This is a genomic window from Flagellimonas marinaquae (assembly GCF_003992675.1).
GTDB lineage: Bacteria > Bacteroidota > Bacteroidia > Flavobacteriales > Flavobacteriaceae > Flagellimonas > Flagellimonas marinaquae.
In genome coordinates, this window is the sequence record NZ_RZMZ01000014.1 from 149459 (window position 1) to 168769 (window position 19311).

At 43.9% G+C, this 19311-nt stretch carries 19 protein-coding genes; 12 read left to right on the forward strand and 7 right to left on the reverse strand.

Annotation, left to right across the window (positions count from 1 at the left end):
- Position 1: 1 nt before the first annotated feature.
- The 4 genes from coaD to EO130_RS08235 all read left to right on the forward strand — a co-directional run bounded on the left by coaD (position 2) and on the right by EO130_RS08235 (position 4749).
- The gene (gene coaD, locus EO130_RS08220) at positions 2-460 is read left to right on the forward strand and encodes a pantetheine-phosphate adenylyltransferase (protein ID WP_127141031.1); all 459 of its coding nucleotides are present in this window, start codon (positions 2-4) and stop codon (positions 458-460) included.
- A 193-nt stretch (positions 461-653) separates the two neighbouring features.
- Entirely contained in the window at positions 654-2480 is a 1827-nt protein-coding gene (locus tag EO130_RS08225; RefSeq protein ID WP_127141032.1) for a PAS domain-containing sensor histidine kinase, read from the forward strand.
- Positions 2467-2880 carry a response regulator gene (locus EO130_RS08230; RefSeq protein WP_127141033.1) on the forward strand — a complete coding sequence of 138 codons (414 nt, stop codon included), beginning with the start codon at positions 2467-2469 and terminating at the stop codon, positions 2878-2880. The genes EO130_RS08225 and EO130_RS08230 overlap by 14 nt, the downstream gene beginning before the upstream one ends.
- A 69-nt stretch (positions 2881-2949) precedes the next feature.
- A complete protein-coding gene (locus EO130_RS08235; RefSeq protein ID WP_127141034.1) occupies positions 2950-4749 on the forward strand; it encodes a M14 family metallopeptidase in 1800 nt (599 codons plus the stop codon).
- On the opposite strand, the gene EO130_RS08240 is transcribed toward EO130_RS08235, so the two are convergent.
- On the reverse strand, positions 4715-5314 hold the full coding sequence (locus EO130_RS08240; protein WP_127141035.1) for an NUDIX hydrolase: 600 nt from the start codon (positions 5312-5314) through the stop codon (positions 4715-4717). The two genes, EO130_RS08235 and EO130_RS08240, sit on opposite strands and share 35 nt — an antisense overlap.
- 7 nt (positions 5315-5321) lie before the next feature.
- On the opposite strand from EO130_RS08240, the gene pyrE reads away from it, so the two are divergent.
- Together pyrE and EO130_RS08250 are read left to right on the forward strand one after the other, a co-directional pair.
- The gene (gene pyrE, locus EO130_RS08245) at positions 5322-5963 is read left to right on the forward strand and encodes an orotate phosphoribosyltransferase (protein WP_127141036.1); all 642 of its coding nucleotides are present in this window, start codon (positions 5322-5324) and stop codon (positions 5961-5963) included.
- Positions 5964-5970: 7 nt separating this feature from the next.
- Positions 5971-6369, forward strand: a complete 399-nt coding sequence (locus EO130_RS08250) for an SRPBCC family protein (protein WP_127141037.1) — start codon at positions 5971-5973, stop codon at positions 6367-6369.
- Here the strand turns inward: EO130_RS08250 and EO130_RS08255 are convergent.
- Complete coding sequence (locus tag EO130_RS08255) at positions 6363-7106, reverse strand: biotin--[acetyl-CoA-carboxylase] ligase (protein ID WP_127141038.1); 744 nt, start codon at positions 7104-7106, stop codon at positions 6363-6365. The genes EO130_RS08250 and EO130_RS08255 overlap by 7 nt on opposite strands.
- Before the next feature lie 83 nt (positions 7107-7189).
- Here EO130_RS08255 and rsfS point away from each other — a divergent pair, with 83 nt between their 5' ends.
- From rsfS to EO130_RS08285, 6 genes are all read left to right on the forward strand, one after another.
- A complete protein-coding gene (gene rsfS, locus EO130_RS08260) occupies positions 7190-7567 on the forward strand; it encodes a ribosome silencing factor (RefSeq protein WP_127141039.1) in 378 nt (125 codons plus the stop codon).
- A 6-nt stretch (positions 7568-7573) separates the two neighbouring features.
- Positions 7574-9523, forward strand: coding sequence for an ATP-dependent zinc metalloprotease FtsH (gene ftsH / locus EO130_RS08265; RefSeq protein ID WP_127141040.1), 1950 nt, complete (start codon positions 7574-7576; stop codon positions 9521-9523).
- A 65-nt stretch (positions 9524-9588) separates the two neighbouring features.
- Positions 9589-10197: an LUD domain-containing protein gene (locus EO130_RS08270; protein WP_127141041.1), complete on the forward strand. Its 609-nt coding sequence runs from the start codon at positions 9589-9591 to the stop codon at positions 10195-10197.
- A 4-nt stretch (positions 10198-10201) separates the two neighbouring features.
- A complete protein-coding gene (locus EO130_RS08275; protein ID WP_127141042.1) occupies positions 10202-11005 on the forward strand; it encodes a phosphatidate cytidylyltransferase in 804 nt (267 codons plus the stop codon).
- The gene (locus EO130_RS08280) at positions 10995-11660 is read left to right on the forward strand and encodes a phosphatidylserine decarboxylase family protein (protein WP_127141043.1); all 666 of its coding nucleotides are present in this window, start codon (positions 10995-10997) and stop codon (positions 11658-11660) included. Before EO130_RS08275 ends, EO130_RS08280 begins: the two co-directional genes overlap by 11 nt.
- Entirely contained in the window at positions 11653-11916 is a 264-nt protein-coding gene (locus tag EO130_RS08285; protein WP_127141044.1) for an acyl-CoA-binding protein, read from the forward strand. Before EO130_RS08280 ends, EO130_RS08285 begins: the two co-directional genes overlap by 8 nt.
- Here EO130_RS08285 and EO130_RS08290 read toward each other — a convergent pair.
- From EO130_RS08290 to EO130_RS08310, 5 genes are all read right to left on the reverse strand, one after another.
- Positions 11913-13181 carry a sterol desaturase family protein gene (locus EO130_RS08290; RefSeq protein ID WP_127141045.1) on the reverse strand — a complete coding sequence of 423 codons (1269 nt, stop codon included), beginning with the start codon at positions 13179-13181 and terminating at the stop codon, positions 11913-11915. The genes EO130_RS08285 and EO130_RS08290 overlap by 4 nt on opposite strands.
- 52 nt (positions 13182-13233) lie before the next feature.
- Positions 13234-14061: a sugar phosphate nucleotidyltransferase gene (locus EO130_RS08295; RefSeq protein WP_127141046.1), complete on the reverse strand. Its 828-nt coding sequence runs from the start codon at positions 14059-14061 to the stop codon at positions 13234-13236.
- On the reverse strand, positions 14062-15117 hold the full coding sequence (locus EO130_RS08300; protein WP_127141047.1) for a GHMP family kinase ATP-binding protein: 1056 nt from the start codon (positions 15115-15117) through the stop codon (positions 14062-14064).
- A gap of 12 nt (positions 15118-15129) precedes the next feature.
- A complete protein-coding gene (locus tag EO130_RS08305) occupies positions 15130-16518 on the reverse strand; it encodes a Gfo/Idh/MocA family protein (protein ID WP_127141048.1) in 1389 nt (462 codons plus the stop codon).
- Between the two features lie 100 nt (positions 16519-16618).
- Complete coding sequence (locus EO130_RS08310) at positions 16619-19249, reverse strand: valine--tRNA ligase (protein ID WP_127141049.1); 2631 nt, start codon at positions 19247-19249, stop codon at positions 16619-16621.
- Between the last annotated feature and the right edge of the window lie 62 nt (positions 19250-19311).

Consider the following 19311-nt stretch of genomic DNA (forward strand, 5'->3'; position numbering starts at 1 on the left):
CATGAGACGCGCACTCTTCCCCGGTTCCTTTGACCCATTGACATTAGGCCACTACGATATCATTAAAAGAGGGATTACCCTTTTTGATGAACTGGTCATAGCCATAGGAATCAATGCCGATAAAACCTACATGTTTTCCCTGGAAGAACGTATTAGGTTTATTGAAGAGGCCTTCAAGGACGAACCCAAGATTAAAGTGACCACCTATCAGGGGCTCACAGTGGATTTTTGCAAAAAAATCGGTGCCAATTTTATTCTAAGGGGATTACGCAATCCTGCGGATTTTGAGTTTGAAAAGGCCATAGCCCACACCAACCGAAAGCTTTCTGAAATCGAAACGGTCTTCCTGTTGACCTCTTCGGGCAAATCTTACATCAGCTCTTCCATAGTTAGGGACGTTATCCGAAATGGCGGGGACTACTCGGGCTTGGTTCCGGAAACGGTCGTGGTCAAATCCTAGTGACCTATTTTACTAAATTTAGTTTTTGTAGGTTTTTTCTTTCTTTTTCTAAAACAACAGACTAGGTTTAAACTAACAAATACAACACCGTGCGTTACTTTCACAACAATAAAAACTGTAATTCGGACAAATAACTCTACTTTGGTCAGAAATTTCTTAGAAGGTAGAACGTTTTTTAAACATCCCCCTAGTTTTGAAAGCAGTTGAGAGAGTTGACCCATTTTATGTTTTGAAACAGTTGCTCAAGGCAACGGCGCTTATTTCCCAAGAAGGCGCTCTTTTGGATGCTTCTTGCTCTTGGCTGGAAATGTTTGGAATTCCTTCCCTTACTGAGGGTAAGGGTCCCGAAATATTCACCTTGTTCCCAGAGGATATCGAACTGAGAAGGAAGCTCAAGGAAAACAAATCCTTTACCCTAGAGCATACCATTACAGCAAATTATATTACCCAACACTTAAAAAGCTATTTTGCCCCTTGGTTCGATGAAAAGGAAAATGTAATCGGAACCATCATTCAAACGGACGATATTACTTCTGAAATAAAAAAACAGGAAGAAATAGACTGGCTCAAAAACATACTGGAAACCAAGGTAGAGGTTTCCAAAACGGGCTGGTGGGAATACGATGTAAATACCGAGGAGCTTTTTTGGTGCAGGGAAACCAAGAGGATACATCAGGTACCTGATAGCTATCAACCCACCGCTCAGGAAGGCATTAATTTCTTCAAATCCGGTTATAGCAGAAACAAAGTTTCCATGCTGTTCCATCGGTTGAACTCCAATCATCAATCCTACGACATCAATTTGTTGCTGGTTACCTATATGGGCCAAGAACGCTGGGTACGAATTACAGGAAAACCCATTGTGGAAAATGGAAAGACCGTTAAAGTTTTTGGGACCATCAAAGATGTGCATGAAGAGGTCATGGCCGAAACCCGTATAAAGGAAAACCAACAATTATTGCGCACTTTGGTGGACAGTCTTCCGCTCAACGTATATGTGAAGGACCTGGAATCCAGAAAGATTTTGGTCAACAAGAGTGAGTGCAATTATTTCGAGAAGTCTGCCGAAGAACTGATTGGAAAAACGGATTTTGATCTTTTTGAAAAGGAAGTTGCCCAAATGTCACGTGAGGAAGACATCCAAGTCATGAAAAACTTGACCCCAATTATTGGAAAGGAGACCCAAAGTATCCTTAACGGTAAGGTCACCCACCATCTTACATCCAAAATCCCCTATTTTGATTTGGATGGCAAAGTATGTGGTCTTATTGGGATGAGTTTGGACATTACCCATATGAAAAAGAAGGAGGAACAACTGCGAAGCCTCAATACAACTGCGGTCATGCAGAACCAAAAACTCATCAGCTTTGCACATATTGTTTCGCACAACCTTAGATCCCATTCCGCCAACTTTTCCATGTTGTTGGGATTTCTTGATGCTGAAAAGGATCCAACAGAAAGGCTTCGATTGATAAAGATGCTGCGCCAAGCTTCCGATAATCTATTGGAAACCTTAGGCAACCTCAACCAAGTGGTAGATGTGAACTCAAACACCCTGGTCATCAAAAAACCCGTGCACTTACGCCACGCCGTGGTAAAGGTACTTCAAGATCAGTCTGGGCTTTTGGAGCACAACCGTGCACAGGTGGTGAACCATGTTCCCGAGCACTTACAAATCCACTGTGTGCCCGCGTATCTGGATAGCATATTATTAAATTTAATATCAAACGCGGTCAAATACAAAAGTCCCGACCGAAAACTCCAGATTACCATCGATGCCTTCGAATCCCAAAAAGGTATTGACCTGAGCATCTCCGATAATGGACTGGGAATTGATCTAAACAAATACGGAAATAAAATATTTGGAATGTACAAAACGTTCCACAACAGAGAAGATGCCAAAGGCTTTGGACTTTATTTGGTAAAGAACCAGATCGAAGCCATGGGCGGAAGTATAACAGTGCAGAGTGAAGTAGACAAAGGCACTACATTCAATGTAAGTTTTAATGAAGAAAGTTAGTTGTATTTTTATTGTGGACGATGACCCCATAACTGTATTTGGCATCAAAAAAATGTTGAAGTCGGTAGCGGAATGCGATGACATCCAAATTTTTCAAAATGGCCACGAGGCCCATGAAGCACTGAAGGAAAGGAACAATACCGGAGGGACCATTCCCGAGGTTATCTTTTTGGACATCAACATGCCCATTATGGACGGCTGGGAGTTTTTGGACGCAATGATTGAACTGGACATCAAAGAACAGATTGTGATCAATATGATCACGTCTTCCATAGACCCCTTGGATCATAAAAAATGGGCAGAATTTAAGGACCGTTGCCCCTATCCTCTCCATTTTAAGAACAAACCCATTTTTAAAATCGAATCAAACGACCTTGGTTGCATGGAGATTGCTTCATAGATCATAATATTCTGTATTTTTGGCACTTGCAAGTACACATTTTGTGCAACCTAAAGTTCCCAAAGCATTTTGAAGCAGATTATTCTTTTTTCGGCCGTAGTGTTCCTGATGTCCTGTAAATCCGAAACGCAGGACGAAAAGTCCTCGTACCCTACCCATTACGAACTTTCCGAGGGCAAGGAAACCGCAACCTATCAGCAGACCATTGATTATTATATGGCCTTGGCTCGCGAATTTCCGGAAATCAACATTCAGACCATTGGCAAAACGGACAGCGGCTACCCCCTGCATACCGTTACCTTTAACCCTGATGCGGACTTTAATTTTGAAAATATCCGCAAGGAAAAGACCATCATCCTTATCAATAATGGGATACATCCCGGGGAAAGTGATGGAATCGATGCCACCATGATGCTTTACCGTGACTTGGCCACAGGTGAATTGAAAGCTCCAAAGAACACCGTATTGGTCACGATTCCGATTTATAATGTTGGAGGGGCACTCAACCGGAACTCGACTACCCGAGCCAACCAAAACGGACCTGAAGCCTATGGGTTTAGGGGCAACGCCCGAAATTACGACCTAAACCGCGACTTCATTAAAATGGATACCCAAAACGCCAAGACATTTGCCCAAATATTCCATATGGTAAAGCCAGATGTTTTTGTGGACAACCATGTAAGCAACGGTGCCGATTACCAATACACCTTGACCCATTTGTTCACACAGCACAACAAATTGGGTGGTGAAATGGGCGAATACCTCCATGATACCTTTATGCCAGGACTTGAACAATCCTTGATCGAAAAGGAGTGGGACATCACACCTTATGTAAATGTGTTCAATGTTCCGCCAGAGGTAGGTTTTAGCCAATTTATGGACCATCCGCGATACTCCACAGGGTACACCACTCTTTGGAGCACTTTGGGGCTTATGGTCGAGACGCATATGCTAAAACCCTACCAACAACGTGTGGAAGGCACCTATGCTTTGATGGAAAGCTTGATCGACGTGGTGGAAAAGGAGCACAATACCATAAAAACACTCCGTAAGAAGACTTTGGAGAGCAACTTGGACCTTTCCGAGTATTACTTTAATTGGCAGGTAGATACAACCCAAAGCAGCACCCTGAACTTTAAGGGCTTCGAGGCAGAACGCTTTACCAGCGAAGTCACAGGCCTACCACGTTTAAAATACAATCGGGAAAAGCCCTTTACGAAGGAGACGGTTTATCAAGATTATTTTTACCCAAAGGATACGGTCAGTGTCCCCGATGCCTACATAGTAAAGCGGAGTTGGATGAAGGTAATCGAACGCTTGGATGCGAACAAGATACAATACATGCCCATAAAAAAGGACACCACACTTTCTGTCGAAGTCTATCATATTGAATCATACGACACTAGAAATTCACCCTACGAAGGACACTATCTCCACTCCGAAACAAAGGTGACCACAACAGTGAAGGACATCCATTTTAGGGAAGGTGATCTCTGGGTACCAACCCATCAACCCGGTATTCGCTACCTCATGGAAACCTTGGAGCCACAAGGCGTGGATTCCTTCTTCAACTGGAACTTTTTTGATACCATGCTACAGCGCAAGGAAGGCTTTTCCCCTTATGTGTTTGAAGATGTTGCTTTGGATATGCTACAAAAGGATACACTATTGTTGCAGGAGTTTGAAGCAAAAAAAGAGGAAGACCTCAACTTTTCCAATAATTGGTATGCTCAGCTCAATTGGATTTTTGAACGATCCGTACATTTTGAAGAAGCCTTTTTGACCTATCCCATTTACAGGGTGGCCAAAAATAGTGAGGCTGCTGGACTGTTCCCTAATCAAAGGGCCAATCCTGGAACAAGACCTTAATATTATGGTATGAGTTTTTTAAGGCCTTTTTGGTCTTTCGGGCACCCTTCCATTTTACCTTTTTGATACCCTCCGATTTTTCAGCCACCAATTTACCTGTATAATCGGTGGACATGATGAACCAGTGCGTCTGCTTCAATCGGTACTCGCCATTGCGTTTAAAAATATGGTAGGTAGTATGCAGGAACCGTTCGATGACCAAATTTTTCGCCCCCGTTTCCTCTTCCACTTCCCGCAACGCTGCACTTTCTATGGACTCCCCCTTGTCCACCTTACCTTTGGGCAGGTCCCATTTGCCATTTCTGTAAATAAAAAGCACCTTCCCTTTTTTATTGATGACAAAACCACCACCAGCAACCACCACTGGAATCTTGTGCATGAACAGTTTTAAAATCTTTTTGTCATCTGGATGATATAAATAAGCCCTCTTTAGCTTCTTTTTGGACAATAGGTGGATTGCCTCGACAATGGAATCACCATCCAGAGAAAACAAATTACCATTGGAGTCTGGAGGGCGCTCGTTTGTCAAAATCAGTGGAGCCTCATTCACAAAAACTTCATACATTTGCGCAATGGTTTTAGATAAGGGAATCGCAAAAAAAACAGCCGAGCTGTTATTACAAATTAATGCAATTAAGTTGGAACCTGAAAATCCTTTTACGTGGGCCTCAGGTTGGAAATCTCCTATTTATTGCGATAATAGAATTATGCTTTCTTATCCCAAGGTAAGAAACTTTGTTCGAGAAGAAATTGCCAAACAGGTTGAAAACCTTTACGGAAAGCCCGATGTGATTGCAGGTGTGGCCACCGGCGCAATCGGAATTGGCATTTTGGTTGCCGAAGCATTGGGGCTCCCCTTTGTTTACGTAAGGCCAAAACCTAAGGAGCACGGCCGACAAAATCAAATTGAAGGGTATTTTGAAGCCGGCCAAAGCGTGGTTGTCATCGAAGATTTGATCAGCACGGGCAACAGTAGCCTAAACGCCGTTCAGGCCTTGAAAGAGCAAAAGGCCGATATCAAGGGCATGATTGCCATTTTTACGTACGGCTTCCCCATTTCAACCGAAAACTTTGAAAAGGAAGGCGTGGAGTTGCATACCCTCTCCGACTACGAGAATTTGATAGAGCAAGCTTCCGACACCCATTACATTAAACAAGATCAATTACAGACCCTATTGGAGTGGAGGTCAAATCCACAAGAATGGAAATCATAAGTTTACCATGCACATTGAAACCTCAAAAAAAATCGTATCCAAAAGTGATAAGGAAATATTTGAATTCCTTACGGATATCAAAAACTTTAAAACCTTGATGCCCGAGAACATCGAAAAGTTCGAAGTATTGGACGAGAATACCTTTAAGTTTGCCTTAAAGGGCATGCCGGAAATCGTACTACGGCTCAAGGAAGAACATCCAAACGAAAAGGTAGTTTTGGGTGCGGCCAGCGACAAATTACCGTTTACGCTCACGGCAGATATCAAAGCTATCGATGATAGCCAAAGTGAGGTAGGTCTAAGTTTTGAAGGAGAATTCAATGCCATGATGGCCATGATGATCAAAGGACCCATCACTAATTTTATGGGAACCCTGTCCAACAATATGGACAAAATCGGTCAATAAAGTAAGGTTACCTCCTTAAAATCAAATTCCTTTATAATTTGGTCCTCCAGCTCGATGACCAACTTTCCTGAAGCGGACACCCTTCGGATGTAGCCCATAAACCGCTCCCCTTTTGCATTGGTAAATGTCGAGGGCTTATCCTTTCGGAACAACAACCTCTCGTAAGCAGGCAGTAACTGTGCTACCGTTTTTGCTTCGACCGTGTCCAATTGGAATTGAATACTGTCCAAAATGGTATGGAGAAGTTCGTCAAGATCGAAATTCCTTCCAGTGACCAATTTCAAGGAAGATGCTTTACCCAATTCACCAAAATCCGTTTGGTTCACATTAAGGCCTATGCCAATGACGGCTTCGCCAATTTTGTTGCCCCTCAGCATATTTTCTATCAAAATACCACAGATTTTGCTGGAACCTGACATAATGTCGTTAGGCCATTTGATCTGTACATCGGGTATAGATAGCTTGCCCAAGGCTTCATACATGGCCAAGGATACTGCGATGTTGAGCGCAAATTGATGTCGTACGCTCATGGCATCAAACTTTTTTAAAACACTGAATGTTAAGTTTTTACCCCCTTCAGAAGCCCAAACCGTATTCATTTGACCCCTGCCCTTGAGTTGGCTTTTGGTAACCACCACCGTATAATCCATAGGATTTTCCGATCGCAACAAATCCTTTAAAAAGAAATTTGTGGAATCCGTGGCATCAAGTTTGAGTATCTGAAATTGTTTTCCCAATGTAATAAGCCTTTACGATTTGTTAAAAACTAGGGCTAAGAAAACAAAAAAAACATAACTTTGTAAAAAACTAAACTTTTTGAATGCAGAAAAAGAAAGCTAGCGCAGATGAATTGATTGCCTTGATCCTGGAAGGAATAGAAGACGTTAAAGGAGTTGACATAAATCTACTGGACCTGAGGGAAATCGAAAATACAGTTTGCGACTACTTCATCATCTGTAACGGTACTTCCAACACACATGTGAACGCAATTGTATCTTCCGTGCAGAAAAAGGTCAGCAAGGCCCTGCAGGACAAACCATGGCATGTTGAAGGCTCAGAAAATGCCGAATGGGTGCTCATGGACTATGTCAACGTTGTCGTGCATGTATTTCAAAAACACAATAGGGAATTCTATGATATTGAGGGACTTTGGGGAGATGCCAAAGTCACTATGGTGGAAAGCAGTTACAATTCTTAAGAAAAAATGGCAAAAGAAAACAACCCAAATAATACTCCAAAAAAGCCGCGCTTTAGTTCGTGGTGGATTTACGGCGTAGTCATCGCATTGATCATCGGCTTCCAATTTTTTGGTGGAAGCAATTTTTCAAGTACGGAAAAAACGACAACCTCCGAGTTACAGGAGTTTTTGCGCAATGGTGACATCTCCAAGATTGTCATCATAACCAATACAAGACAGGCCAAGGTGTACCTCACCGAGGAGGCCATGAAGAAAGACGTTCACAAAGGAGTGGCCGAAAAACCGCTTTTTCCATCCACAAATCTGGTTCCCCAGTACGTGTTGGATTATGGGGACCTTCAGATTTTCCAGAACGAAATCACTGAGATAAAGAAAGAAAACAACTTGGACACCATTGTCGAGTTTGACACGGAATCCAATGTCCTCGGCGAAATATTCCTTACGCTGTTACCATTTGCCCTGATTATAGGTATTTGGATTTATTTGATGCGTAGAATGTCAGGCGGTGCCGGAGGCGGTGCTGGTGGACAAATTTTCAATATAGGAAAGTCCAAGGCCAAACTCTTCGACGAGAAAACCGACACCCGTACATCTTTCAAGGATGTTGCCGGTTTGGAAGGAGCTAAGGAAGAGGTTCAAGAAATTGTGGAGTTCCTTAAAAATCCTGACAAATATACTTCCTTGGGAGGTAAAATTCCCAAAGGGGCATTGCTGGTAGGACCTCCCGGTACAGGTAAAACCCTTTTGGCAAAAGCCGTTGCCGGTGAAGCCAAAGTACCGTTCTTTTCACTTTCCGGTTCGGATTTTGTGGAGATGTTCGTGGGTGTAGGAGCATCTAGGGTGCGTGACCTTTTCAAACAAGCAAAGGATAAATCACCCGCTATCATATTTATCGATGAAATCGACGCCATTGGACGCGCTAGAGGAAAAAACAACTTTACAGGTTCCAATGACGAGCGTGAGAATACCCTAAACCAGTTATTGACCGAAATGGATGGTTTTGGCACCAACACCAACGTAATTGTATTGGCAGCCACTAACCGTGCCGATGTACTGGACAAAGCCTTGATGCGTGCGGGACGTTTCGACCGTCAGATTTATGTGGACCTACCCGACCTGAACGAAAGAAAAGAAATATTCGAAGTGCACCTTCGTCCTATCAAAACCGCCGAGACCTTGGATTTGGACTTTTTGGCCAAACAGACCCCAGGATTCTCAGGTGCAGATATTGCCAACGTTTGTAACGAAGCAGCATTGATCGCAGCCCGTAAGGAGAAAAAAGCGGTCACCAAACAAGATTTCTTGGACGCTGTGGATAGAATTGTGGGTGGTCTGGAGAAGAAGAACAAAATTATTACCCCAGACGAGAAGAAGACCATTGCTTTTCACGAAGCTGGTCACGCTACGGTAAGCTGGATGTTGGAGCACGCCGCTCCCTTGGTGAAGGTTACCATTGTACCCAGAGGACAGTCACTTGGAGCTGCATGGTATTTGCCCGAAGAGCGCCTCATCGTTCGACCAGAACAAATGTTGGACGAGATGTGTGCCACCATGGGCGGTAGAGCAGCAGAGAAAGTAATGTTTGGAAAAATTTCCACAGGTGCATTGAGCGATTTGGAAAAAGTGACCAAACAAGCAAGGGCCATGGTCACCATTTATGGCCTTAACGAAGAGCTAGGCAACATCACCTATTACGATTCTTCCGGGCAGAATGAATATGGGTTCACCAAGCCTTACAGCGAGGAAACCGCACAAAAAATAGATCAGGAAATATCCAAAATGATCGAGGCGCAATATCAGCGGGCCATCAAACTGTTGGAAGACAATAAGGACAAACTCACGGAACTTGCCGAACGTCTTTTGGACAAAGAGGTCATTTTCAAGGACGATTTGGAAAAAATCTTTGGACAACGTCCTTTTGAAAAGGAAGAAGAAAAATTAGAGCCAGCAAAATAAGAGCTAAAGATACAATTCATTCAAAAGATTTAAATTGATTTAGTAGCCAGAAGACAAGACCATTAATGGGAGTTTTTAAAAAACTTTTCGGAGGAGGAAAAAAGGTTTCCAAAGAAACTGCGGAAACCCGTGGAGAACACATGCCCGACCTAAAAATTCCTGTAGACGAAAAGTTTACCATCTACTTCAAAAAAAATGGCGGAAAGTTCATCTACTGTGAAGATTTTGCAGAGGTTTCCGAGGCACTCAAAAATATTGTTTCGGAAAATGATTGGCAAAACCATCTGTTTTATTCACTAGATCCCAGGATAGAAACCAAGTTTGCTTCCGAGAAGCTCCAGTTTACCGATAATCGTAACGAAAGTGATATCTTCTTTACTACCTGCGAGCATCTTGTCGCCCATAATGGATCCATTTTGGTGTGTTCCCATCAAATCAAAGAGAAGAAACTGGACGAACTGCCTTCCAACCTCATTGTCTTTGCCACCACAAGCCAATTGGTCGATTCCATCAGCGAAGCTCTCAAAATAATCAAGGAACGTTACCAGAAGAACATTCCCAATAATATTACCACCTTAAAACACTTCCAACAAACGCCCGAAAACAAAGATGACTTTCTTTCCTATGGGAGTGCCTCCAAAAATGTATATCTTTTACTCCTAGAAGATTTCTGAGTAGATGAGAGAAATTTTAAGACGCTCCATAACCGGGGTAATTTATGTAGTACTTCTGTTGGGCGCAGTTTTTTTAAGTTCGGACGCCTTCGACTTTCTTTTTATGGCCTTTGGACTTGGATGTCTTTATGAGTATAAACGAATTGTAAAGCTAAAGGGCTACTATGTGTTTATGGCCTATTTGGCCCTGTGGTGGGTTTTTATTTACCTAACCAATGATACCATGGCCATAAATCTCCTGATGCTTTGTACCATTGCTGTGGACATTGCCCTATTAATGTTCCTGTTCTCCAAAAAACCGAAACATTTCAATGATTTCCAGAAATTTTTGATCGGGCTCCTTTACATAGGAGGAGGATGTATTTTTTTGACGATGATACCCTATAAAATCGATGAGTTTGCCCAATTTTTGATCATGGGCATCTTCATTTTGATATGGGTCAACGATACTTTTGCCTATCTAGTGGGACGAACTTTGGGACGTACCAAACTTTTTCCTGCAGTTTCCCCAAAAAAAACTATTGAAGGTTCTGTCGGAGGTCTTATTTTTGCACTTGTTGCCGCCTATTTTTTATCGTGGTACGAAACAAGGCTTTCGATAGTCGAGTGGATGGCAATGGCATGCTTGATCGTAGTGGCAGGAAGTTTGGGCGACCTATTGGAATCGAAGTTTAAACGTATGGCCGGAGTAAAGGACAGCGGCGCTATCCTCCCGGGACATGGTGGAATTTGGGACCGACTGGACAGTTTGGTGTTTGCCGCACCTTTTGCATATTTGATTTTAAATATTTTCTCCTATGTTTCATAAAGAGGGTCAAAAAATAATCATATTCACTTTTTTTATAGTGGTGGCCATCATATTGGCCGCCCAATACACTATGGATTTGGAATGGGCCCGGATGACGGTCCAGATTGCGGCATTGTTACTTTTGGTGGCCATTTTGCAATTTTTCAGGAATCCAAAAAGATTGGTGACCCCTAACTTTGATGAAATATTGTCCCCAGTGGATGGGAAGGTTGTGGTGATTGAAGAAGTCGACGAACCAGAGTATTTCAAGGGAAAACGAAAGCAGGTCTCCATTTTCATGTCCCCGACCAATGTGCACGTAACGCGATATCCAGCTAGCGGCACGGTAACGTACTCCAAATACCACCCTGGGAAATACTTAGTGGCCTGGCACCCAAAATCAAGTACCGACAACGAACGTACTACCATTATACTTCATACCCCAAAATTTGGAGAAATCGGATATCGACAGATTGCAGGCGCCATGGCGCGGAGAATCGTGAACTATGCCGAAGAGGGTGAGCAGGTAACACAGGGAGAAGATGCTGGTTTTATCAAGTTTGGCTCACGGGTAGATCTGCTGTTGCCGCTTGACTGCGACATCACCGTAAAACTGAATCAAAAAGTAGTTGGGGCACGCACCTGCATTGCATCCGTAAGACCATTGGATGACTAACAAGGAGCTACATAAACGATTTGAGGATGCCGTTAACTTTGTTAACGACTATACGGACCCGCTTCCCGCGGACCTCTTATTAAAACTCTATGCCTACTTTAAGATTGCCAACAAAAACTTTGAAAATCCAGGAAGCCGGACCCCACTAATCAATGCCTTTAAGGCGAATGCACTCTTTCAGGCCAAGAGCATCAGTGTGGAAGAAGCCATGGAAAAGTATGTGGAACTAGTGGATAAAGAGCTAAAAAATCTTTAGGAAGCCAAGTCTGCGGCCGCAAAGGACTTCTCCACATAAGTAAAGTACACACCGCCGAAAATGGTAATCAAAAAATAGAGGGCGACCAAATAGCTTCCGATGGATAAATACGCATCGATGCCGAACCAATCGTTCGAAAAATAAATGAGCGCCAGTCCAGCAATCCCACGAGCTACCTCAATCCAAACAGCATACGATTTTCGGTCCATCAAGGTGGTATAGCCATATATCCCAACAAAAATGAACGCTCCAAACAGTAGCAAACCATCAAAACCGATTTCCGAATAGCTGTAGAACATAAAAAGCATTAGCCCTGTGGTTATGATCAACTGAAAAAGTGCGTATCCCTTGAGCCAATAGGAAGCTTCCGGACTGTATTTCCTAAAATTGTACACATCGTGAATCACCTCTACGGGGTATTTTTCCTTCACGTCCTGTGGACGCCAGCCCGTGGGCATGAACCATATTCGAAGTTTATCCCAATAACTCCGGGTGCGCCATGCGTCCTGTATCAATCGCCACAAATGTTGAAAATTGATAATGATGGGATTCCAAGTGTTCGCCGGTTTAAGGACCCCATATTGCGGAGGCACGTCATCCAACTCCTCTTGAAAAGTGCCAAACATACGGTCCCAGACACAGAAAATTTGTCCTAGGTTTTTATCGATATACTCCGGATTGATGGCATGGTGTACCCGGTGTTGGGATGGCGTAACGATTACATACTCCAAAATCCCCATTTTACCAATGTGCTGGGTATGGTACCAAAACTGTGCAAACAGATGTATTGGGGCCAATATGGCAATCACCTGATTGGGAACGCCCAACAGGGCAGCGGGAATCAACAAAAGAGCATAGTACCCCAATAAATTGGAAATGGGCTGGCGCAGTGCACAGGCCAAATTAAACTCCTCACTGCTGTGGTGTATCACATGCTGGTTCCAGAACAAATTGATGTGATGGCTTAACCTATGGTTCCAATAGCCGGCAAAATCCAAGGCGATAAAAGCAACTACCCAAACCAACCATGTAGCTTTGATCTCAATGAGCGCCAAATGCTCCAATATAAAAGGATAACTCACCAAAATGAGCACAAGGCCCAATGAATCCTTTACCACATTGGTTAAACCTGAGCTAAGACTGCTCACGGTATCCATGAGGTTGTGCTTTTGATCCTTTACAAATCGGCCATACAAAATTTCGATAAGTACAAGACCGATGAAAAATGGCGTGGCATATAACAATGCCTTTGCATACGATTCCATTTGAAAAATTTAAACGTTACCCGATGCAAGCATGGGATTTGCTGCCCTTAAGTTAATCCAAATTTTTAAATAATTGAATATCGTTCGCGTCGGTGAGATCGGGAATATGTTCGGAACGGGGGATACATAGTACACTTTCTGGTTGTTCGGCCACCAACATTGCAACGGCTTTGGGGAGTTCCTTTTCATCTCGAACCGGGTCAATGGGACAATTTTTTAAATACGGATAGATACCGGCTCCAAAAAAACTAAAAATGTTCATGCTTACCCGCAGCTCCCCAGCAGCATCTTTATATTGTGGTACCTCCTCCGCCTTTGGCTTTTCAATGATTTGCTGTAAGAATCCATCCGAAGAAATATCCATAACGGCAAACTTCGCGATGCGCTCCTCGGTATAATCGAAACCGGAACTACCATAACTAATGAGGGCATGGGGAACCGTTCGCTCCTCCCTCAAATCTTTGAGGGCACCAACGGAATAGAGGTTATCGCCATTACAGACGGTAAAAGTGGTTCGCTGTAATTCAGGGTATTGGTCCAAACACTGTTGAAGTGCATCCGCCGTACCCAAGGGCTTCTCGCGTTCTTCGGGAACCTGTTGTACAGCCAAATGGACCTCCAAATCTTCCGGAAACATACCTTGGTCCTTTAATTGTTGAAAAGCCACGTTTTCAGGGCTTGTGATAAGATACAGTTTCGTATACCCAGCTTCTACCGCATTTTTAACCAAGTAATACAAAAATGGACGTCCTTGCTTACCGACTGGAATAAGACTCTTGTGTGGAATTTGATCCATGATATCTTCTTCCCTTGCTTGCAAACTTCGTTTCATACGTGAGGATGCACCTCCTACCATGATGATCAAACTCGTGTGCTCCATTTATCCATGTGTTAGTTTTACAGCATAGACCGCTTTGGCACCTTTGTCCAAAAATGCCTGTTTAACATTTTCCTCCACATCGTCCGTTACCATGGCTACCATACAGCCCCCACCTCCCGAGCCAATGGTTTTGGCCCCAATAGCACCCGCTTCACGCGCAGCCTCCATCATTTGTGCCATTGCCAAAGGGGTGTTTTTGATTTCATCTTGAAGGATGCGCTGATGCCGGTTCATCAAATCTCCCAAAAATGGGACATTTGGATTTGGTTTGAGCAGCTCCTTTTTTGCTTCCAGTGTAATGTGATAGTTGTGTATGGTAGCATACCAATATCCTTGAAGTTCCCCAGGTACCAAATCCACATATTTTTCATAATCCTCCAAGGTGGCATATTCCAATTCAAACGCTGGATGAACCTTTATAACGGTATCTACCGTCTTTTGAGCATACACACGGGCATTTTTAAGTACCTCCAATGTCTTTTTGGGCACCCCGGATTCCGCCACAAGCAGTTTTCCTAAATCGGCCTTCAATCTCGTACTTTCGCCTGTTTCGGTATCGATATAGATAAGTCCTTTTTGAGCAATGGTGTACTGGTCCATGAGTCCCCCAGGCTGATCAAAGAACAGCACCTCGGCCTCATAGGCCCATCTCCCAATTTGATGATCACTGACCTCATCACCTTTACCTTCTGCCTCTAGCAAAAAACGTATCCATGCTACCACTAAAGCTGAAGAGCTTGATAAACCGGCGTTCAGCGGTACATTTCCGGTAATTTCTATATCGTAACCTTGCGCAAAAGAGAAGCCCTTCTCTTTTAGAATGGCCATCACCGATCTAAAGTAATCTCCCGATGTGACCTGTTTTAAATCATCTAGTAAGGAAACAGATACCTCCTGATTTAGATCAAGCAACTTGAAACGATACGCTTTGGAGGAATTGGGCACTCCTTTTATATGGATGTAACGGTCGATGGTTCCCGCAATAACGGGCAGGCCCAAATAATCTTGATGGTCGCCGTAAAAACAGATTCGGGCCGGAACTTTTATGTCAATCATCAATCTGCTCTATTAACTAATAATTTCTAAAGGAGCGGTTTCTTTCCAATTGCCTCTGGTAAAATCGGGAAAGGGCTGTGGCGCACCGCCGCTGGCCACGGAGCGTTCACTCAATGGGGAAACTGCACTCCACAAACAGCCTTCGTATACATTTTGGTCCAGAGGAAGTCCTTTTTGGAGACACTCCACGATTCGGTATACCATGATGCCGTCCATACCGCCATGCCCACTTCCCTTGGCAGCTTCGTTCAATCTTTTATATAAAGGGTGATCATATTTCTCATATAATTTTTCCAGCTGCTCGCCTTGCACCCAGGAGTGATGATCTTCGGTAAGTCCCTCGACTCCACCTTCTAATGCGACGCGGGTCGGGAAGCCGGCCAGGACTCCTTTTGTTCCTTGCACCAAGTTCAATCGAGAATAAGGTCTTGGGCTGGTTTCGTCCCACTGTACCATGATGGTTTTTCCCATGGCTGTTTTAATAATGGACGTATTTAAATCCCCGCCTTTAAAATCGAGTTGGTTCCATTTATGGTCGGCTGGATAATTTTTCTCGGCATATAATTCACGTCCCCTTGATGGTGTAGAAAAAGAAACCAAACTACCAAAGGTATCGTCATGTCTTGCCAGGTTCATATATTGGGCCACTGGTCCCAGACCATGGGTCGGATATAGATTTCCATTTCGTTTGGCATAGTGGTAGGTCCGCCATGAGCCCGTACCTCGCTCCTGCTCTTCCATCTGCCAGCGCAATTCGTGAATGTACGCCGCTTCCCCATGTAAGATCTCACCGATCACTCCTTGTCTGCACATATTGAGGAACATTAATTCATCCCGACTGTAATTGACGTTTTCCAACATCATGCAGTGTTTTTGGGTGCGTTCGCTCGCATCCACAATATCCCACATTTCTTGTATCGTAGTGGCGATAGGTACTTCTACAAAGGCATGGGCCCCGTGTTCCATGGCACCAATCGCCATAGGCGCATGGTTGGCCCAGTTGGTTGCAATAAAGACAATATCCGGTTGTACTTCCTTGAGCATAGTTCGCCATTCATCTTCGTCGCCCCAGTATTGTTTAATGTTTTTGTGCCGATTCTCTCCAGCTGCCTCTTTTACCCATAGTGTCTTTTCCTTTACCAAATCCTCATATATATCACAAATGGCAACCACTTCGGTACCTTCCAAAGCGGCAAAGAACTTGGCATGGGTTCCCCCTCTGGCACCTACACCAATGAAAGCGGCACGGACCTTTTCCAATTGAGGTGCAGCAAATCCGCCCATATAGGTTGATGATAAGGGGCGTTCCTGGTTGGCCTTTAAATATGTTGGAACGATGGCTACTGCAGCAGCAGAGAGTGAAGTTTTTTGGATAAAACTTCGTCTATCGAGGTTTTTCATACGAACAAAAGACGATGGTTATTGTTCGTCCAAAGTATGAAAAATAAAAAGAAAAGGGAAGCTCACTTCCCTTTTCAATATCATGGTATGAAAATCTAATTTACTTTAAACTGGCAAGGCTCTTTTCCAAGGTCTCGATCTTGGCCTCGGCATCGGCCGCCTTTTTGCGTTCCATAGCCACCACCTGCTCAGGAGCATTGTTCACGAAGCGCTCATTCCCCAACTTTTTTTCAACGGATTTCAAAAATCCTTTGGTATAGTTCAGCTCCTCCGTAATCTTGGCAATTTCCGCCTCTACATCGATGGCCCCGCTGATGGGAATAAAGTACTCGTTACTTTTCACCCGAAACGTCAAAGCGCCATCCAAACTGGAATCAATGGTTTCCATTTTGGAGAGGTTACCCAATTTCAATATGATGGCATCCATTTGGGAACTTATGCCTTCGGCATTCAACATAAAAAGCTCCAACGCATCTTTCTGCGGAATGTTTTTCTCTTTCCTGATGGTTCGAATACCGGAAATGACCTCTGATGCGAAATCGAAATCGGCTATCAGAGCAGTATCCACCTCTTGTACTTTGGGCCATTGGGAAACAATAAGTGCCTCCTCGGGGCTACGTTCGGCAATATGCTGCCAAACCTCCTCGGTCAAAAATGGCATAAAGGGGTGCAACAATTTTAGGTTTTCCTCAAAAAGACCCAATACTTCATTGTATGTTTTCTGGTCAATCGGTTTTTTATAGTCAGGTTTCACAATCTCCAACAACCACGAGCAGAAATCGTCCCAAACCAATTTGTAAATGGCCATCAAGGCATCAGAAATACGGTATTTAGAGAAATGATCTTCAATTTCGACCAAGGTCTGATTGAATTTGGCCTTGTACCATTCAATTCCTTTAGCTGCTGCTTCCGGCTGAGCAATATCGGCTGTCTCCCACCCTCTTACCAAACGAAAGGCGTTCCAAATTTTATTGGCAAAGTTGGCTCCTTGCTGACAAAGGGCTTCATCGAACAACAGGTCGTTGCCTGCGGCGGAACTCAATAAAAGTCCCACGCGGACTCCATCGGCACCAAAATCGTCAATCAATTTGAGCGCATCGGGCGAATTGCCCAAGGATTTGGACATTTTCCGACGTTGCTTATCGCGAACCAATCCCGTGAGGTATACATTTTCAAAAGGCCGCTTTCCTCTGTATTCATAACCAGCCATGATCATTCTGGCCACCCAAAAGAACAAAATGTCGGGCCCGGTAACCAGGTCACTAGTGGGATAATAATAATTTACCTCGTCATTGTCAGGCTCCAAAATTCCGCCAAACACACTGATGGGCCACAACCAAGAAGAGAACCAGGTATCCAAAACATCGGGGTCCTGTCTCAAGTCTGAAGTTCGAAGTCCAAGGTCCGCAGTTTTTTCCTGTGCCAGTTTAAGTGCTTCTTCCGGGGTTTCGGCCACTACAAAATCCTCTTTCCCATCACCGTAGTAATAGGCAGGAATCTGCTGACCCCACCATAGCTGTCGTGAAATATTCCAATCCCGAATGTTCTCCATCCAGTGGCGATAGGTATTATCGAACTTTGATGGGTATAGTTTTACATCCTTGGTTTCCAAAACACCTTCCAAGGCAGGTTTGGCCAAATTTTCCATCTTTAGGAACCACTGATCGGACAATCGGGGCTCGATTACAGCTTTGGTCCGTTCGGAAGTACCCACTTTGTTGGTATGCTGTTCAGTCTTCACCAAATATCCCTTTTCCTGTAGCTCTTTCACAATCTCCTTTCGTACCTCAAAACGGTCCTTACCCTCATAATGAAGCCCAAAGGAATTTAGCGTAGCATCTTCGTTAAAGATGTCGATAACCTCTAAATTGTGCTTGTCTCCAAGATTTTTATCGTTTTCGTCATGCGCCGGAGTAACCTTGAGACATCCGGTCCCAAACTCAACGTCCACATATTCGTCCTCAATGATAGGTATGACTCGGTCGCAAATCGGTACAATGGCTTTTTTGCCCCTTAAATGGCGATACCGTTCATCATTGGGATTGATGCAGATGGCCGTATCTCCCAAAATGGTTTCCGGACGGGTGGTGGCAATGGTCACTTTTTCATCGGAACCTTCAATGGCATAGGACAAATAATACAGGTTGCCTTGTCGTTCTTCATAAATGACCTCCTCATCCGATAGGGTAGTCTTGGCTTCGGGATCCCAGTTCACCATTCGGTAACCCCTGTAAATCAAACCTTTATTATATAAATCAACAAAAACCTTGATGACAGAGGCTGACATATCGTCATCCATAGTGAATTTGGTGCGATCCCAATCACAGGAACAGCCCAATTTTTTCAACTGTTGCAAAATGACCCCTCCGTACTCGTTGGTCCAGTCCCAAGCGTGCTCCAGGAATTCATCGCGGGACAATTTTGACTTATCGACACCATCAGCCTTTAATTTGGCAACCACCTTGGCTTCTGTGGCAATGGACGCATGGTCCATTCCCGGAACCCAACAGGCATTTTTTCCCAAGAGTCTTGCCCTTCGGATCAAAACATCTTGAATGGTATTGTTGAGCATATGCCCCATGTGAAGCACGCCAGTCACATTGGGCGGCGGTATTACGATGGTGTAAGGCTCCCTATCGTCGGGTTTGGAGCTAAAATACTTGTGCTCCGACCAGTAGGCATACCAGTGCTCTTCCACCCGTTTTGGGTCATATTTTGATGGAATCTCCATGTTTCGGTATAGTTTTTGTTTATTTGGACTGTGATTGGTTTTTTTGAAGGGAAAGCTAAATG

Coding starts and splice junctions, on each gene's coding strand:
- EO130_RS08280 (WP_127141043.1), top strand. CDS start 10,995: ATGTTTCATAAAGAGGGTCAAAAAATAATCATATTCACTTTTTTTATA.
- rsfS (WP_127141039.1), top strand. CDS start 7,190: ATGCAGAAAAAGAAAGCTAGCGCAGATGAATTGATTGCCTTGATCCTG.
- EO130_RS08285 (WP_127141044.1), top strand. CDS start 11,653: ATGACTAACAAGGAGCTACATAAACGATTTGAGGATGCCGTTAACTTT.
- EO130_RS08240 (WP_127141035.1), bottom strand. CDS start 5,314: ATGTATGAAGTTTTTGTGAATGAGGCTCCACTGATTTTGACAAACGAG.
- pyrE (WP_127141036.1), top strand. CDS start 5,322: ATGGTTTTAGATAAGGGAATCGCAAAAAAAACAGCCGAGCTGTTATTA.
- EO130_RS08270 (WP_127141041.1), top strand. CDS start 9,589: ATGGGAGTTTTTAAAAAACTTTTCGGAGGAGGAAAAAAGGTTTCCAAA.
- EO130_RS08275 (WP_127141042.1), top strand. CDS start 10,202: ATGAGAGAAATTTTAAGACGCTCCATAACCGGGGTAATTTATGTAGTA.
- EO130_RS08250 (WP_127141037.1), top strand. CDS start 5,971: ATGCACATTGAAACCTCAAAAAAAATCGTATCCAAAAGTGATAAGGAA.
- EO130_RS08300 (WP_127141047.1), bottom strand. CDS start 15,117: ATGATTGACATAAAAGTTCCGGCCCGAATCTGTTTTTACGGCGACCAT.
- EO130_RS08290 (WP_127141045.1), bottom strand. CDS start 13,181: ATGGAATCGTATGCAAAGGCATTGTTATATGCCACGCCATTTTTCATC.
- EO130_RS08310 (WP_127141049.1), bottom strand. CDS start 19,249: ATGGAGATTCCATCAAAATATGACCCAAAACGGGTGGAAGAGCACTGG.
- EO130_RS08230 (WP_127141033.1), top strand. CDS start 2,467: ATGAAGAAAGTTAGTTGTATTTTTATTGTGGACGATGACCCCATAACT.
- EO130_RS08305 (WP_127141048.1), bottom strand. CDS start 16,518: ATGAAAAACCTCGATAGACGAAGTTTTATCCAAAAAACTTCACTCTCT.
- coaD (WP_127141031.1), top strand. CDS start 2: ATGAGACGCGCACTCTTCCCCGGTTCCTTTGACCCATTGACATTAGGC.
- EO130_RS08295 (WP_127141046.1), bottom strand. CDS start 14,061: ATGGAGCACACGAGTTTGATCATCATGGTAGGAGGTGCATCCTCACGT.
- ftsH (WP_127141040.1), top strand. CDS start 7,574: ATGGCAAAAGAAAACAACCCAAATAATACTCCAAAAAAGCCGCGCTTT.